General features: G+C 49.3%; 13 protein-coding genes. 10 read left to right on the top strand and 3 right to left on the bottom strand.

Annotation, left to right across the window (positions count from 1 at the left end):
* Window positions 1–18: 18 nt before the first annotated feature.
* From AC0YN0_RS26795 to AC0YN0_RS26760, 8 genes are all read left to right on the top strand, one after another.
* Window positions 19–1,632, top strand: a complete 1,614-nt coding sequence (locus AC0YN0_RS26795; RefSeq protein ID WP_475824021.1) for an extracellular solute-binding protein — start codon at window positions 19–21, stop codon at window positions 1,630–1,632.
* Between the two features lie 74 nt (window positions 1,633–1,706).
* Window positions 1,707–3,935, top strand: a complete 2,229-nt coding sequence (locus tag AC0YN0_RS26790; RefSeq protein ID WP_475824020.1) for a helix-turn-helix domain-containing protein — start codon at window positions 1,707–1,709, stop codon at window positions 3,933–3,935.
* Between the two features lie 27 nt (window positions 3,936–3,962).
* Window positions 3,963–6,047, top strand: a complete 2,085-nt coding sequence (locus tag AC0YN0_RS26785) for a glycosyl hydrolase 115 family protein (protein WP_475824019.1) — start codon at window positions 3,963–3,965, stop codon at window positions 6,045–6,047.
* 184 nt (window positions 6,048–6,231) lie between these two features.
* Window positions 6,232–7,125, top strand: coding sequence for an AraC family transcriptional regulator (locus tag AC0YN0_RS26780; RefSeq protein WP_475824018.1), 894 nt, complete (start codon window positions 6,232–6,234; stop codon window positions 7,123–7,125).
* A gap of 184 nt (window positions 7,126–7,309) precedes the next feature.
* Window positions 7,310–8,317, top strand: a complete 1,008-nt coding sequence (locus tag AC0YN0_RS26775; protein ID WP_475824017.1) for a zinc-dependent alcohol dehydrogenase — start codon at window positions 7,310–7,312, stop codon at window positions 8,315–8,317.
* Window positions 8,318–8,333: 16 nt separating this feature from the next.
* Window positions 8,334–9,170, top strand: coding sequence for a sugar phosphate isomerase/epimerase family protein (locus AC0YN0_RS26770; RefSeq protein WP_475824016.1), 837 nt, complete (start codon window positions 8,334–8,336; stop codon window positions 9,168–9,170).
* Between the two features lie 17 nt (window positions 9,171–9,187).
* On the top strand, window positions 9,188–10,048 hold the full coding sequence (locus tag AC0YN0_RS26765) for a sugar phosphate isomerase/epimerase family protein (RefSeq protein ID WP_475824015.1): 861 nt from the start codon (window positions 9,188–9,190) through the stop codon (window positions 10,046–10,048).
* Between the two features lie 83 nt (window positions 10,049–10,131).
* A complete protein-coding gene (locus tag AC0YN0_RS26760) occupies window positions 10,132–10,608 on the top strand; it encodes a DinB family protein (protein ID WP_475824014.1) in 477 nt (158 codons plus the stop codon).
* Window positions 10,609–10,676: 68 nt separating this feature from the next.
* On the opposite strand, the gene AC0YN0_RS26755 is transcribed toward AC0YN0_RS26760, so the two are convergent.
* On the bottom strand, window positions 10,677–11,795 hold the full coding sequence (locus tag AC0YN0_RS26755; protein ID WP_475824013.1) for a helix-turn-helix domain-containing protein: 1,119 nt from the start codon (window positions 11,793–11,795) through the stop codon (window positions 10,677–10,679).
* Between the two features lie 242 nt (window positions 11,796–12,037).
* On the opposite strand from AC0YN0_RS26755, the gene AC0YN0_RS26750 reads away from it, so the two are divergent.
* Window positions 12,038–13,435 carry an MFS transporter gene (locus AC0YN0_RS26750; RefSeq protein WP_475824012.1) on the top strand — a complete coding sequence of 466 codons (1,398 nt, stop codon included), beginning with the start codon at window positions 12,038–12,040 and terminating at the stop codon, window positions 13,433–13,435.
* Complete coding sequence (locus AC0YN0_RS26745; RefSeq protein WP_475824011.1) at window positions 13,435–15,486, top strand: hypothetical protein; 2,052 nt, start codon at window positions 13,435–13,437, stop codon at window positions 15,484–15,486. Before AC0YN0_RS26750 ends, AC0YN0_RS26745 begins: the two co-directional genes overlap by 1 nt.
* 73 nt (window positions 15,487–15,559) lie before the next feature.
* Here the strand turns inward: AC0YN0_RS26745 and AC0YN0_RS26740 are convergent, their stop codons facing one another.
* Window positions 15,560–15,955, bottom strand: coding sequence for a VOC family protein (locus AC0YN0_RS26740; protein ID WP_475824010.1), 396 nt, complete (start codon window positions 15,953–15,955; stop codon window positions 15,560–15,562).
* A 225-nt stretch (window positions 15,956–16,180) separates the two neighbouring features.
* On the bottom strand, window positions 16,181–16,894 hold the full coding sequence (locus tag AC0YN0_RS26735; RefSeq protein ID WP_475824009.1) for a VOC family protein: 714 nt from the start codon (window positions 16,892–16,894) through the stop codon (window positions 16,181–16,183).
* Window positions 16,895–16,966 lie beyond the last annotated feature (72 nt).

Raw genomic sequence — 16,966 nt, 5'->3', positions numbered from 1 at the left:
GTAAAGGGGAGCTAGAACATGAAGGCGAAGCAAAGGAAATGGTTACTCTTATTGACCGTCGTAATGCTGCTTGCAAGTATGTTGTCCGCCTGCTCGAAGCCTGCTAATGAAAGCAATTCCGAACAGACAGGCAACCAAGGAAGCGGAGGAAGCAAAGAGCCCGTTACCTTGAAGGTGGAAGTGTTCGATCGCGGCAATGCTCCGGCTGGAGCGGGACCCGTCACCGATAACTTCTGGACGCAATGGATTCAGAAAAACTTCGGCGATCCGAACAATATTAAGCTGGAGTTCGTGCCGGTGCCGCGAAACCAAGAGGTAGATAAGCTGAACGTGCTCATGTCGACCGGCGACGCTCCCGATCTTGTGTTTACTTACGACATGAATACGATTTACAATTATGTGAAAGACGGCGGGTTAACCGAGCTTGACGGGCTCCTCGCAGACAACGCCCCGAACCTGAAGAAGTTTCTCGGCGACGAGGTATTAAGCTACGGCATATTCGAAGGCAAGCAATATACGATTCCAGCTAAGCGAACGCTGCAGTTCACGCAGTCATCCTACATTCGCAAAGACTGGCTCGACAAGCTGGGACTGCCGGTTCCAACGACGACCGAGCAATTCTACGAAACCATGAAAGCGTTTAAGGAAAAGGATCCGGGCCAAACAGGCGGCAAAACCATTCCTTATTCCTTCAGCGCGATGAACGGTACGACCATAACGAGCCCAGGCGTCCTGATCAGCTCGTTCGTAAAGGATCTGACGGAAGAAGACTTCTACGCGTTGTCATCGGCGAACTACATCCCCGAACTGACGAAGCCCGGCTACAAAGAGGGCGTGCAGTTCATGAATAAAATGTATACAGAGGGCCTTATCAATCCGGACTTCGCGCTCGACAAGGACGGCAAGCAATTCGAAAGCGACGTGTCGAACGGCTATGTCGGCGCCTTCACCGCGCTGGCCGCCCATCCGACCTTAATGCAGAGCGGCAACGTATTCGATACGCTTAAGAAGAACGTACCAGGTGCGGAATATATCGCAATCGATCCGTTCACGAATGAAGCGGGCAAGTCGCCGAAAGCGATCTACGACCCGACGGGTATTCATATCATGATTCCGAAGACGAGCAAGCATGCGGCGGAAGCGATCAAATATTTGGACTGGATGTCGCAGCCGGACGTATTGTTCGCGCTCACGAACGGGCTCGAAGGACAGCATTATACGCTAGAGAACGATATTCCGAAAGCCATTACGACGGACGAAGCGAAGCAAACGTTCTACAATAACAGCGATTTGGCGATCGTCATTAACGGTAAAGATTTCGGCTCACAGGAAAAAAATATCGAAGTCGTGTCGCTATCCTTCCCGGATTATACCGAGTTGGCTAAGCAAACGATCATCAACGCGCTCAAAGACGGCTATACGCTGCCGCGCTTCGATCGCCCTATCGAAGCCGAGATCAAATACGCCAAGACGCTGAAGGACAAGGGAGAAGAGACGCTGGTGAAGAGCATTTTGGCTAAACCGGATCAATTCGACAAGGTGTTCGAGTCCAACGTCGAGGAGTTTCTGAAGCTGGGCGGTCAGGCGGTTATCGATGAACGCAGAACGGCTTACAAGGAAATGAACAATTAAACGCGAAAGCCGGACAAACCCCATCCATATCATGGGGTTTGTCCATATTTGCAACGGGAGAAGGATGGGGCCTTATGAAAGTCAACAACAACTACATTAAACGGATGCTGCTCTCATACCTCCCCATTCTGCTCGTTACGATCAGCATGCTCATCTTTGTTTTTTTCTCCGTTATCAACCAGCTGCATGTCCGAAATGCGATTCAGGCGAATGATCTAACGGCCGACTACGTCGCCAATATGGTAGACAGCTCGCTCAAGGGCATTTCCTTCGATGCGCAGAAGATGATCGAGGACGGAGGGGATATGCAGCGTTTTCTCGACGGCCCTTCGGACCGGGCGGCGGACTTCGACGCATCCAACTTGCTGAGCAATCTTATGGTTCGCTATGGGTTGATTGATTCTGTCTATCTGTACCGCGCGAAGGATGGCAAGGTACTCGATCAGAGCACGATTCGCCCGCTTGCGCAATTTCCCGACCAGGCCTATTTCAGCAGCGTGCTCGAGCAGCCTTATACAGGGGTTTGGTCCTCGCCTAGGGTGAAGGGGAGCGAAGGGCAAAGCGGGGTTCGCGTCAGCTCCTTGGGCTTCAAAATTCCGCGCGATTCCGGTAGCCTCGGCTATGTGATCATTAATGTCAAAATTACTTCGTTGGAATCGTTCATTGGACAGATGATCGACCCGGCTATTACGGAAGCGGAGTTGTTCGACGCCGACGGGCAGTCTTTCTTCGAAGGCGAACGGCAGGCATCGTCACGCAACAGGCTTAGCGTGGACATCGTCTCTGATTATACGGGCTGGACGTACCGTATCGGCATTAAAGGCGGACAGCTATTCGATTTTCTGTTTCACGGCAGTACGGTATGGATCCTTCTTGGTCTTAGCGCCATCGTGTTCGCGATTGGGTCGACCCTCTATGTGACGCGAAGGAATTATAAGCCGATCGAATCGATCATGCATCGAATCGAGCGCTTCTCGTCATCCGTTAAGGCAGGCGATCTCAAAGAGAGAGAAAATGAATTTTCCTTTATCGATCAGGCGATCGAGCGTTTAATTACGAACAATATGGTGTTTCAAGAACAACAGCAAGAGCACCTGGTCATTCGAAGACAGCAGTTTCTGCAGGTTCTGCTCAAAGGGGAATATGAAGGCGAACGCGAGGAATGGGAACAAGAGCGGGAGTTCTACGGACTCGCTGCGGGCAAATTCATCGTATCGCTCGTGGAGCTCGATCATTACGTACAATTCGCCATGAGATACAGTCCGAACGATCAATCGTTGTTCAAGTTTATCGTAAGCAGCGTTGCGGTCGAGCTCGCCGAGCAGAGCGGCCTTCGCATCGTGGCGGAGTGGATCGCGAAGAACCAGCTTGTCGTTCTGCTAATATCGAACGAAAGCGGAGCGTTGGAACACAAAATGCTGCAGCTATCCGAGCAGATCCGTACGTGGGTGGAGAGCCATCTTGACTTCACGGTCACGATCGGAGTCGGATCGCCTGTGGAGGACGAATCAGGCATAGGCGGCTCGTTCGACGACGCAACGGCGGCTGTGAGCCGCAAAGTGTCCTTCGGCGTGAACCAAATTATTGACTCGGTCGAGGTGAAGGGCAAGTCGGACGGCGAGTGGTTTGCCTATTTGGAAATGATCCGAACGATCGTTCGACAGCTTCGCATGTCGGAGGAAGAATGGCATAACGAGCTGAAGAGACTGTTCGGCGAAATGGCCGTTCATCGCCTTCGCAAGGATGACGTCGATCGTCTGCTGGACTATCTTGTTTTTCATCTGGAATACGAACTGGAAGGCGCGCTTCCCGAAGTGGCCAAGCAATGGGTACAAGAAACGAAGCCGGCAATGCTCGCCGACATGGCGCAGTGCGATACGCTTAAGCAGCTAGAGGACGGTTTTGTTACAACGCTAACCGGGCTCTCTCAGCATATTGAGGAGCTTTCGCAGAGCAGGCGCCACAATGTGCTCATGAGAGAAATTCGCGATTACGTCGCGGAGCATTTCATGGACCCGAACCTCTCGCTTACGCTGCTAAGCGAACGGTTCCAGATCAATTCCAAATATTTGAGCCAGCTGTTCAAAGAAAGCATCGGCCAGAACTTTAGCGATTTTCTCATCGGACTTCGGATCGATTATGCGAAGCGGCTATTAAGGGACTCGGACGTTACGGTGCAGGACATCTCGGATATGTTGGGGTATGCCAATCCAACGTCATTCATAAGAGTGTTCAAGAAAGTAGTCGGATTGTCGCCGGGACAATATCGCGATTCGCAAATGAAGGGCACGGAACTACACTAGGGCGATGGACGAAAGGGAGTTGAAAAAGTGAATCAACATGCAGTTGGTCAGATAACGTTAAAGGGGAAAGTACGCATTCAGGCTCCTTCCTTGCTGACTGCACCGGTCCGGCATGCGCTCCGGATGCTGGCAAGAGACTTCGAAGCGGTATTGGGGGAGAAACCTGAGATTGTAGAGGCAGACAATAGCAACGATACAGCGTCCCTCACGATTAGATATGCAGAGGAACGGGACCGCTGCGCGCAGCGTGCCGAAGCATTCTGTTTCCGAGGTCACGAAGATAACGGCACAACAAGTATTAGCATTATTGGCTATGACGAGCTTGGAATCGTATACGGCATTTTGGAGTTTAGCCGAGTCTATCTCGGCATTGAGCCATTCTGGTATTGGGTCGATCAACCTATCAATCAGAAGGATGAAATCACTATTCCGTGCAGCGACTATGTCGCTCCTGAGCCAAAGGTTCGTTACCGCGGCTGGTTCGTGAACGACGAAGTGTGTTTGATCGGTTGGAAAGACGCGTATCCGCCTTCGAGCGAAGTATGGGAGCCCGTCTTCGAAGCGCTGCTCCGCTGCGGAGGCAATATGGTCATTCCGGGTACGGACTTGCCGCGGGACGGCATCCATTACAAGCTTGCTGCCGAGATGGGGCTATGGGTCACGCATCATCATGCCGAGCCGCTGGGCGCCGAGATGTTTCTGCGCGCATTCCCTGGAAGAACGGCAAGTTACCAGCAGGCGCCGGAGCTGTTCGAACGCTTATGGCAGGAAGCCATCGATGAGCAAAAGGATATGAAGGTTTTATGGGTGTTGTCGTTCCGGGGCCAAGGCGACGCACCTTTCTGGATGAACGATCCCTCCTTCGATACTTCGGAAAAACGCGGCGCCATGATCAGCAAAGTAATTCGTAAGCAGTATGACATGATTAGAGAAACGATCCAAAATCCGGTTTACTGCGTTGCCTTGTACGGGGAGATAGCCGAGCTGTACAAGGGCGGGTACGTACAGCTTCCGGATGATGTCATCAAAATATGGGCCGACAACGGTTACGGCAAGATGGTATCCCGCAGGCATAACAATCAGAATCATCGCGTCTACTCTCTCCCTGCGAAAGATGACGGGGGCAAGCACGGTCTGTATTATCACGTGACGTTCCACGATCTGCAAGCGTCCAATCATTTGACGATGTATCCGGGCTCGGCTAGCTTCCTCAAGGGGGAGATCGAGACGGCGTTCGCAGCAGGAGCGGACGAATATTTGCTGCTCAACTGCGGCAACATCCGGCCTCATGTCTACTCGCTGGATGTGATAAGAGAGCTGTGGAATACAGGAACGATCGATTCCCAGCGGCATTTGAACCAATTCGTGAGCCGCTACTATGCCGGACATCACGAAGAACTGGCGGAGCTGTACCTGCGCTATGCGGAAGCGGCTATTCCATATGGTCCGCACGGGGACGATCTGGCTGGGGACGAATATTATCATCATCCAGCCAGGCAAATTATTGGCCACTGGCTGCAAGGGAAAGAGGATCAATCGGATACAAGGCAGTTCTGGGCCGTTGGCGACGTTCCTTTTGCGGAGCAGGTGAAGCGATTTGAAGAAAAGCTGGAGCTCGGAATGAAGACGTGGGGAGAGTGGCTCAAGCACACAGATGAGGTTCTGGCGAAGCTGGATCCAGCCGATCAGCGCAGAGCGCGTGACCAGCTTCGGTTTCATGGAGCGCTACATTTGTCCGGCTGCGAAGGTTTTTATTGGTTATGCCGTTCCTACAGAGCTTTCAGCGAGCAACACTATCCGCAAGCGTTCGTCTATGCCTCGGAATCGATGTGGCGTTATGCGGAGGGGCTCGAAGTATTGCGAGATTCCGAGCATGGGAAGTGGGGAAGCTTCTATGAGGCGGACTGGCTGACGAATATACAGAGCACGGTGCAAAATGTAGATACGCTGCGGCGCTTCATCCGCATGCACGGCGACAGCCCGGATTTCTTCCTCTGGTACAAGGAATATTTGATGCCGGAAACGGAGAAATACATTTACTTGGAAAATACGCATCGCAATCCATTGTCCGACGACGAGCTGGCGCAACGGCTAAAGTCATATTTCGTGTAATCAACGTTTGTAACTGTTTGCCGTAAAAGCGTGAGGAGATTGTGCCTCTTTCATATTTAGGACTTTTTCAGGGGCCTCCTATAACGGGCCTCTCTTTATTTATTCCTTTACTTTTAATCCCCGCATGGTGCTATGCTTATTACAGAAGCTCAACGTATACTGCATTTTGCCAGGAGGATTACAATTGAATCATCATTTATGGTTGAATAACATTTCCCCCTTTGTTCGAACAGGAAGAATGATGAAGTCGCACTCTTTAACGGGAGAGTGGATGGATCATGATCATGTCTATACTTATATCGAGCAAGGAGAAGCGGAATTCATTCTTAGTGGCGTTAAATATGAAGTAGGTGAAGGAGATGTGATCGTCATGCATCCGATGATGTCTCATCTTATCCGATCTACATCCGACCTTCCCCTTATTCAATATATTTTTCATTTTGATTTGTTTTATGACGAAAACAGGAGTCAATTGAAGAGCACAAGCGCAGCTCATTTTCGAAGGGATGATATTTTAGCTAAGGAAATGAGCTTGGCTGATATCCATCCTGTAGCTCATTTGAAGCTAGCGGATCGAATGGAATGCAAGAAGCGATTTTTACAATTGCAACAGGAAATAACCAGCCCCGTCCAAGAAAATATACTGCTCGTTAAATCGCTTTGTCTGGAGCTGTTGCATTTATTTTTCAAAAACCAGTCTGAACATAATCAAAGTAAAGGGAAAATGACCAAAGGCTGGCCGGCGATTGAGAAAGCCATCGTGTGTATGAATCAACGTTATCATGATCCTCAGCTAAATAATGAGGATGTGAGCAACTATGCAGGCGTAACGCCTAACCACTTGTCGTATTTGTTTAAAAACCAGCTTGGCATAACCGTATATAATTATTTGAAGCACGTCAGGCTCGAACAGGCAAAGCTCCACATTTTATCGGGTAATAAGTCGATTACGGAGATTGCGGAAGAGGTTGGCTTCTCTAGCGTTCACTTATTTAGCCGCTCCTTCAAGGAGCATGTTGGAATTACGCCAAGCAAGTATGCCGCATCACAGTCAACAAACATGAAGACCACGCATTAAGCTTTCATTGCAACAAAAGGTTTCTGTATCTTCCTTCGTTTAAGGGGAGTACAGGCACCTTTTTTGTATTTGGAAGCGAATCTCGGATTCGTAGTCACAGACAAAAAATCATTTTTGCAGGCAAAGACATTCTGCTTGCAAGGGTTTACATTAATAGGGAAATAACGATGAGGAGTGAACGTGAATGAATAATAGAAAAATTATGTTCGTAAGTCCTTGGCAAGTAGAAACGGTAGAGGAACCATTCGAAGCAAGAAAACCAGGAAATGGCGAAGCTCTTGTTCAATTAATTTATTCGTTAATCAGCCCCGGCACAGAGCTTGCGATGTTGTCTGGCAAGGAAGGCTGGGCACCGCATCCTGTATGTCCCGGTTACGCCAGCGTTAGCCGTATCGTGGAGGTAGGGGAGGATGTAACCGATTTCCGCAAGGGAGATACCGTGTTCCATTATGGAAGCCATCAGGAATACCAATATGTAGGCACGAAAGATGTGTTTATAAAAGTGCCTGAGGGTCTCGATCTAAGATGGGTTCCTTTCACCCGGATGGCAACGGTAGCTATGACCTCCGTGCGGGTTTCCAATATTGAGCTGGGCGATTATATAAGCGTATCCGGATTGGGCCTTGTCGGTAATCTGGCAGCACAGCTGACTCGCTTGCAAGGGGCGACGGTTATCGGCGTTGATCTTGCTAAGGAACGATTGAACACAGCTCGTGCATGTGGATTAGATTATCCGCTAAACGGGTCAGAAGAAAATGCCAGAGATCGAATTATGGAGATTACCGGCGGCAAAGGCGTGTCCACGCATATTGAGGCAACCGGCGTACCAAAGGTTGCCGTAGATAGCTTGAGTTATATCGGATCCTTAGGGGAAATCGTATTCTTAGGCAGCCCGCGAGGAGAGTACAACGCAGATGTCACGCACGTGCTGAACCATTGCCACTTGTACAACCTTGGCTGCATTACGTTCAAGGGTGCTCATGAGTGGCGTTACCCGACGGGTCCGAATCCGTTCGTTAAGCATTCCCTAGTCAGAAATTCGCATATTGTCTTTGATCTTATGAAGCAGAATCGATTGAAAATCGAACCGCTAATTAGTCATGTTATTAAGCCGGATCAAGCACCAGCTGCTTATGAGGGATTAAGAAATAATAAAGATCAGTACAATGGCGTATTATTTGACTGGTCATAAGGAGGGAGAGGCAGATATGCTCAGAGGTTTAACCCGCGCGGGTGTCGGATCGATTGGATCGGACGAAGACTACATTCGTATGGCTGCAAAGTATGGCTTTCAGTCTGTAGATCTTAACCCTGTAGATTTGATTAGAGCGTATGGACAGGAAGGGGCTATTCAGTTGCTGGAGAGCAATGGAGTAGTTATCGGATCCTTCGATCTTAACGTGGATTGGCGTTCATCGGAGGAGCAATTTGTAGAAGGACTGCCTTCATTAGCCGAAGCGGCGGCAGCAGCAGCTTCATTGCGCTGTTTTACCTGCTGCACCTACATTTTGCCTGCAACGAATGAGCCGGCGGCATCCTTTATGATCGCGGCAACAAGGAGACTGCGAATCGTGGCCGAAATTCTCGGAGCTTACGGAATTTCATTAGGATTAGAGTTTGTAGGCAGTCATCACTTGCGCACGCAATGGACGAATCCGACGATATGGAGCATGAAGGATACGCTTAGCTGGATTGCGGCGATCGGCTCTCAAAATGTGGGGTTGCTGCTCGATTCCTATCACTGGCATACGAATGGCCTAACGACCGGGGATCTATTGAAACTAAAGCCGCAACAAATTGTCCATGTCCATATTAATGATGCGAAGGACTTGCCTATCGAACTGGTAATCGACAACGATCGTTTATATCCGGGAGAAGGAGTAATAGATCTGAGAGGGTTCATCTCAAGCCTGCAAAGCATCGGTTATCGGGGAGTCGTTGCGCAGGAGGTCCTGTCTCCATCCGCAGATCAAAGCGCGGATGTTTTGCTAGCCAGGTCTCAGACGGGATTTGATAAGGTGTTTGGTGAGGTAGGCGTAATTTAGGACAAGGAGATTGGTATATGTCTGCTTTTAAAGGAAAGATAGCCGTGCATGCCATTACATGGGGAGAAAATCATCTTCAAGCGATGAAAGATATTTCAGAGCTTGGCTATCGGGCGATTGAACCGTGGGCGTCGTTTGTATATCGCTATGAGGATAATATAGAAGCTTATCACGAGCTTTTAGATCAGCATAATCTTGTGTTAACAGGTTTGTATGGAGGGGCTTCTTATGGCACGGACAAACGCTTTGGCAATGTAAGTGTTCGACAAGAGCTTATTGACGATAATGTTCGGTTGGCAAAGCTCATTGCCAAATGCAATGCGGACATATTAGTACTGGGGCCGGGGGGAACGGGGGAGCTTCCTTCTACTACAGAGGAGCTTAAGATCATGGCCGATACGATTAACGAAACGGCTAAGGCAACGTATCAGCTGGGTATCAAATCCGCTCTTCATCCACATTTATGGACCGAAATTCAGTATGAGAAAGATATAGATGCGTTAATGGAGCTATTCGTGCCTGAAGTGTTTCTTGCCCCTGATACCGCGCAGCTGCTTGGAGCGGGAATGGATCCTGCAGCGGTCATTCGCCGTTATCAAGATAGAGTAGCTTATCTGCATCTAAAGGATTTGACGATTCAAACTCAGAATACAGAAGGAACAGATGCAGAGAGTAATCAGCAGCCCTTCTTCTGTGAGCTTGGTTTAGGCTCTGTTGATTTCTATAGCGTGTTCAAGGCGCTGAATGACATTCATTACGAGGGTTGGGTAACCGTTGAGGTTGACCAATCTCGTCATACACCAAGGCGAAGTTTGGAAGTTTGTCGTCAATATCTGGAAGAGAAGCTGCAAAACGAGTGCGTCTGCTCGGATACCTGAAGAAGGGTAGGCCGACCCAATTTGTAATTGCCCTCGGTCCATATTAGAATAGTACGGACACTGACTTTGGAGGCTAACATCACATGTATCGTAATGCGGAAGATTTTCTAGAAGATTGGGCGGCGGCGTCCGCAGGCACATTGGCCGTCATGAAGGCGATTACGGATGAGAAGATGAATACGGCGATCGTGGAAGGCCACAACTCGCTCGGCTGGCTTGCTTGGCATCTCGTTGGCTCGGCGGGAGCGTTCGGACACTTCGCCGGCTTGCAAATTCCGGGCGTAGAGCGCGGTACACCAGTGCCGGCGCATATGGCGGAGATTGTAGAGAAATACGAAGCGGTTATTGAAGCGTATAATCGTGAAGCGAAGGCTCTGTCCGACGAGCAAATGACGGAAGAAATCAACGGCTTCGGACGAATGACGCCGCGCGGCAAGTTCCTGCGCAAGCTCCTTGACCATGAAACGCATCACCGCGGCCAAATGACCGTGTTGCTTCGTCAAGCGGGCCTCTCGGTACCGGGTGTGCTCGGACCAACGAGAGAAATGCAAATGAAATAAGAACGACATCATGGGGGGGCCAAGAGCCGATGGCTGTTGAGGCTCCCTCTTTATCATTTGTTGTTCAATTACTTCGAACGATTCCGGTTTTGATATTGCTTAGGCGTTACGCCAGCGTGTTTCTTAAATACCTTCACAAAATGAGATTGATCATAAAAAGTGAGCCGCTCACTAATACTTGTAATCGTATCGCCTGAATGGTCGAGCAGTTTCTTGGCCTCCTCAATTCTTTCCCTCTGGATGTAGTTCATGAGAGTCAGACCGGTTTCTTTCTTGAACAGCTGTGATAAATATTCGGGGTTAAGTCCGGATACATTCGACATCTGCTGCATCGTCATTTCTTCGAAGAGATGCAGGTAGATGTATTCCTTGCATCTATAGACTGGCTTGGATACGTTGTTATTTCGGCATTGGCTGACACGCTCGGCGAAATCCACGATTGCAGCGAATACAACAGCTTCCACCGCAGCCAAATCGGTCAGTTCTTCAATATGCTTAACATGCAAGCCGCATAACGTACTGGATAACTCCTCGTACACTCCGCCTTGGGTAGCCATATGGCTGCTTAAGGTGACTCCGCCAATGGCGAGATTTTTTACGTTCCGAAGATGGCTTCGTTTCGAATTGACCTCGCTAATATAATCAATGTTGGTCATTTTGGCCAACTGCTTGATTAATTCGTTTTTTTCTCCGCGTTTAATTAATTCCAGCAAATGGCCTTGTCCTGCATTACCATCGTGGAAAATAGAGTACTCCCGGCGATCGGTGAGCTCCCGTTCTTTTTCCTGCTGTTGATCAGATAGACCGTACTGCAAGGTGGATTCGATTACATCCGTAATGTCTAGTGCTTGTTGATTGATCATCCAATTAGCCGAGACGCAAATATAGAGTAATCGCAAGCGATCCACGAACGGGAGACTGCGATAGTATTCCGTCCATTTGGTTCGTTTCTCATGCGGTATTCCATGTTCTTGCCAGAATTCGGCGGACGGTTCCGAATGATTATGCCGGAGAGCTGGGCCGATGACGATGACGGCTTGACATTGCAGGTTTCGAATGACCGGAACGACGGCAAACTGCTCTGTGTAGTTGGTTTCATGTACGACCGGGCTGCTGAGCTCGGTTCCTTTGGTTGCGGCCGAACGGAATAGGTCGGCAGAATCGGAAAACAAAGGGTGATCAGGCAAGCCGGCGGCCCAAAAAGATTCCTTTTGCAGCTCTGAATTTAATTTGCAGTAAACAGGGAGGCCAAAACTTTCGTGTATCAATTTACATATATAATCCAAATCGTCTAATTGATCTGCCAAAGACATGGATGACACCTCGGTTTTGTACAATTTATATATCTAATTTACCATACATAGAGTCAGATGTATGCCATAATTCTAATGTAAGTGCTTTCAATCAAGCATTTTTAAGGAGGAATTTTATGGCATCTATTGAGATGACTGAGAAAACGGTCGCCAATGATGGCGAACATCCGAAGCTTAAGATAAGCGAAAAGATTGCGCTTGTTGTCGGGAGCGCGCCGAATACGTTCCATTATCAAATCATTCAAATGTATTTGCTGTTTTTCTACACGGACTTTATGAAAATCGACCCGGCTTTTGTAGCCGCATTATTTCTCGTGATTCGCTTTGTCGATGCGCTAATCGCGCCTTTATTCGGCGCATGGCTGGATAAAATCAGCACGCCGTGGGGGAAATACACGCCTTGGTTTTTAATTTTGGGCGTTCCGTTCGGGATTTCCGGATGGCTAACCTTTACGGTTCCCGATATGAGCGAGACCGGAAAGCTTGTCTATGTCGTAGTGACGTATACGATTTATAGTCTTTTCGCCTCAATTATCACGATTCCAAGCAATGCAGTCGTACCTGCCGTGACCAAAAGAATCGAGGAACGAATCTCAATTGCTCAGCTAGGCTTCTTGTTCATTCTGATCGGAGCTTTGATTGTTCAAGTAGGCACCGTGCCGCTATATAAAGCTTTAGGCGGTGGAGACGATGCCATGGGCTTCTCGATCTTAATGGCTGCGGCGGCAGTCATGACGATTGTGATATCCGTCTTTCAATCGGTACGAGTGAAGGAAAGGTATGTTCTAGCCGTAAATAAAGATCAGAAAACGCCTTCGTTTAAAAAAATGATTGTTGCGACGTTCACGAACAAATATGCCATCATTTTATATGTTTATTTGTTCGCTGGTTCTATCTCTTCCGGTATTCGGTCCGGCGTTCAAATTCATTTTTATAAATATTTTTTCAACAACGAAGGATTAATGGCGATTGTTGGAATAGTTGTTTTGATTCCAACTCTCGTCGGAGTCGCATTCAGCCAAAGGGTCATCAGGCGGTTTGGGCTCAGAAACACGGTGCTGGCTGGCGTAATCGTCGGTTTGGCTACATGTCCCATCTATTTATTCATCCCGGCCAATAATGCCGGACTCCTGATATTTATCGCCGTATCGGTTCTCACTGCTTTAATCGGCGGGTTCGCCAGCCCTGCCCAAGGCGCTATGATGCCCGCTGCGATCGATTATACCGAATGGAAGAGCGGTCTGAATTTAAATGCATTTATGAGCTCATTTAACGGATTTATCCAAACCTTTGCAACAGCTATATCCGGAGCGATCGCAGCCGGCGCGCTGACGGTTATCGGATATGTTCCAGGCGTGGAGCAAAGCGGGGCAACTCTTTTTGGCTTCAAGGTATTGGTAGGAGTTCTGCCCGCCGTTTTCGGCGCATTTGCGATATGCATGTACTGGTTTGATCTTACGGAAAAGAAACAAGCCCAAATATCTCAAGAACTTGCGGAAAGAAGGAAAAAATAATGTCCATACATGAAAACGAAAAAACAATCAACGAAAATTTGTTATATGACGGTCTGCAAGACCCGCAGTTCCAACATCCCTATGTGGATATCGATGAATGGCGGGATGAGCCTGTGCGCCATCGTTACATTCATGGCGGATTCGAGGGGAATGATACAAGGTTTTCGTTCTACTTCCCGCCTACGGAAAGTTATGAGCAACGTTTCTTTCAACCCGTCTACCCGGTTCAGGGCAGTGAGAACGCAGCCCAAAGCCATATTGACGGCGTGGACAATAAAATTGGGTTTGCCATTTCCCACGGTGCCTATTTGGTAGAAACCAATATGGGCGGAGCGTCCGATGACTTTAGCCTTGTGTATCGCGCAAGCGCCGCAGTCGCGCTATATTCCCGGGTCAAGGCGGCTGAGCTGTTCGGCCCTCACCGCCCTTACGGTTATATTTACGGCGGCAGCGGCGGCGGGTTCAAAACGATGAGTTTCATAGAAAATACGACAGGCGTTTGGGACGGCGCAGTGCCGTTCGTCATCGGAACACCAATGGCGATTCCGAATGTGTTCACGGTACGCGTACACGCGATGCGAATTCTGGGGGATAAGTTCCCAGCGATTATTGATGCGCTTGAGCCTGGCGGCAGCGGGGATATGTATGCCGGATTAAATGAGGAAGAGAGACAAGCGCTTGAAGAAGTAACGAGAATGGGTTTCCCTCCTAAGGCGTGGTTTGCCTACAAAGAAATTGGCGATGGAGCGCTCACGGTGCTGTCTCCCGCCGTTATGAGGATGGACCCGTCATATTTTGAGGACTTCTGGACCGTTCCCGGATACCTTGGCTATGATCCCGAAAGTTCAGCTTCCAGAGCGCGTCTTCAACATAAGACAGTTGTGTCGGAGGTCATTCGTCCGCGTCAGACAGAGGTTGCGGATTCCGACGCAGCTGTGAAAATGGGAGTCGACGACGCGTGGAAAATGCTTACGGAAGGTCAGGAGTCCGTACCTTCCTTTAAGCTGGCAAATGTGCCGGAGGGGGATGCCTATCTGGATGGGGCTTATATTCAGATTAAGAGCGGCGAGGCTGCCGGTCTGAAAATTCCTCTTGGCGGGATCAACGGAAACGTTGTCACGGTGGGAGCGGCATTCGGATTTTTCACATCCGTTCAAACCTTGGAGCTAGTGAAGCCAGGCGACGAGATCGTGCTCGATAACTCGGATTATATCGCTCTTCAGACGTACCACCGTCACCAAGTTCCGACCAGCGATTATTCGGTGTGGGATCAGTATCGGGACGACAACGGCGAGCCGTTGTATCCGCAGCGTCCATTCCATGTCGGGCCTGCTGTTGCCTTTGGCGGCGCAGGTTCAGTTCAAAGCGGCCGCTTCGAAGGAAAAATGATTGTCGTGCAAACGTTAATGGACGAGAGTGCGTTCCCTTGGCAAGCGGATTGGTACAGAACGAAGGTTACAGAAGCGCTAGGGGAAAAGCGGGATGATCATTTTAGACTTTGGTTCATTGACCACGCTTTGCATGCCGATACGAGCTCGAACCATGTTTTAGACGGACTCCATATTGTCACGTACATCCCTGCACTGCATCAGGCGCTTCTCGATGTGAGCGCTTGGGTAGAAAGAGGAGTTACCCCTCCTGCCAGCACGAGCTACCATATTGAAGAAGGACAGGTTGTCGTTCCGCCCACAGCCTCGGAGCGCAGAGGCATTCAACCGGTCATTTCTCTCAAGGCCAATGGTGGCGATCGGGCGGAGGTTTCGGTTGGCGAAACGGTCTACTTCAAGGCAGAGATCGAGGTTCCGCCCAATACAGGTGAAGTCGTCTATGCGGAATGGGATTTTGAAGGGGAAGCAACCTTTCCGATCCATGCGCAGATTAGCCGCGTTAATGAAGAAGGATCACAAGCGGTGGTAGAGGCAGCTTACGCCTTCAACAAACCAGGAACTTATTTCCCTGTATTGCGCGCTGCGTCAGATAGGGAAGGCAATAGCGGTGACTTGTATACGCAAGTGTTGAATCTAGCTCGAGTTCGAGTCGTCGTGAAATAAATTCGGATTTGAACAACATGAAAAGGGGAGCTGCTCCCGAAGCAGCTCCCCTTTTTTGTCTGATTTCACACAACTACGACGCAGCCGTAATCATCCACGAAACGCCGTATTTGTCCGTGAGTTCTCCATAATAGATACCGAAAGGTTGACGCTCGATTGGATGTTTGACGTGGCCGCCGACTGCAAGCTTGCCGAAAGCGTCGCCCGCCTCTTGCTCGGAGTCGAACTCGAGCGCGAGCGAGAGACCTGTTCCCCGAGTAATCGATTCAATAGCATCGGCCATGAAGATGGCATGTCCGCCTGCCACCATAACGCATAGGTGCATCACTTTATCCTTCAGCTCATGTTCTGCGCCCATTAGATCTCCGTGCGTGGCGACGGACACGATCTCTCCTCCAAGCGACTGCGCGTAGAATGCCGCTTGGCTTCTCGCATCCTCCGAAATAATATACGGCTTCAAGCTTCCCATGTTCATTCATCCCCCTCAATAGTTTGGTTCATTTGATCCTTCCTAATGGCCGCAAATAGGTGGCTTACGAGCCCAGTTGCGGCTATGTTGGAGCTTTGCAGTAACTTTCTCAATAATAGCCTAAAAGTATCCATTTATGAACAAAGTTGATGCTATACTCCAGTATAGCCTTGTAGCACTGCATTTATCGAACAAAGTTAGTGTGAGAATCCAACATAGCTCCCCTTAACCTTCTACAATATCGTTATACTTCTCGGAAATTTTCGCCCAGTCCGGATGCTGCCGGTCGCTGCTATCGAGCAGTTCCAACAGCCTGCCATCGATCGCCGGATCAACGGAGGCATTGCGATGAATCCCGATATCCAGTGCAACGAGCAGCAGCTTCGCGAGCTCGAGCCCTTCAAGTCCCGTGGAAAGCAGATCCGCCGGGAAAAACTTCACCAGCATATTGTGCGCGGCCCCGGTATCCTCCTTGGAGTACATCAAATCGTACATAATCGCAAAATGTTCCGCATAATCCGCACTCTCGATGGTTCTTAAGAAGGTGGGATCATTGACTTCCGCATTCGGCGTTCCGATAAAGAGCGTATTGCCGCCCATATCCGTCACTATAAATCGTCTGTCTTCCTTCAAATCTTTCAATTTCGATATACGTGGGACACCCGTACGAGGGATTTTACCAAGCGCTTGTTTCAATCCGGTAGAGAACGCTTCGTGTACCGCATTTACATCATCCACACTCATATAGCACATACTTGGATTTTCGGCCGGCAACGTTCGTTTGCTGCCATAAAAGTGAATTTCAATGGATCCATATTGCACGACGGCATAAGGATTCGGGCGAGTGTACAACTGAACGATGGTGAATCCGAGGTTTTCGTAAAAGGCGACCTGTTCCTTTATGGACGGACACGGTAAAATAGGAATGATTTTATCCATTAGCGTTCAACTCCTGCCGGGGGATTTAGCTTACAACCTTAGCATACAACATTCATGCAAATGATAAGGTTT

The organism is Paenibacillus sp. J22P218 (genome assembly GCF_056269195.1).
Note: the sequence above shows the minus strand (reverse complement) of the source record. Positions and strands in the feature narration are given on the sequence as shown.

Coding starts and splice junctions, on each gene's coding strand:
- AC0YN0_RS26795 (WP_475824021.1), top strand. CDS start 19: ATGAAGGCGAAGCAAAGGAAATGGTTACTCTTATTGACCGTCGTAATG.
- AC0YN0_RS26740 (WP_475824010.1), bottom strand. CDS start 15,955: ATGGGAAGCTTGAAGCCGTATATTATTTCGGAGGATGCGAGAAGCCAA.
- AC0YN0_RS26760 (WP_475824014.1), top strand. CDS start 10,132: ATGTATCGTAATGCGGAAGATTTTCTAGAAGATTGGGCGGCGGCGTCC.
- AC0YN0_RS26735 (WP_475824009.1), bottom strand. CDS start 16,894: ATGGATAAAATCATTCCTATTTTACCGTGTCCGTCCATAAAGGAACAG.
- AC0YN0_RS26750 (WP_475824012.1), top strand. CDS start 12,038: ATGGCATCTATTGAGATGACTGAGAAAACGGTCGCCAATGATGGCGAA.
- AC0YN0_RS26775 (WP_475824017.1), top strand. CDS start 7,310: ATGAATAATAGAAAAATTATGTTCGTAAGTCCTTGGCAAGTAGAAACG.
- AC0YN0_RS26790 (WP_475824020.1), top strand. CDS start 1,707: ATGAAAGTCAACAACAACTACATTAAACGGATGCTGCTCTCATACCTC.
- AC0YN0_RS26770 (WP_475824016.1), top strand. CDS start 8,334: ATGCTCAGAGGTTTAACCCGCGCGGGTGTCGGATCGATTGGATCGGAC.
- AC0YN0_RS26765 (WP_475824015.1), top strand. CDS start 9,188: ATGTCTGCTTTTAAAGGAAAGATAGCCGTGCATGCCATTACATGGGGA.
- AC0YN0_RS26745 (WP_475824011.1), top strand. CDS start 13,435: ATGTCCATACATGAAAACGAAAAAACAATCAACGAAAATTTGTTATAT.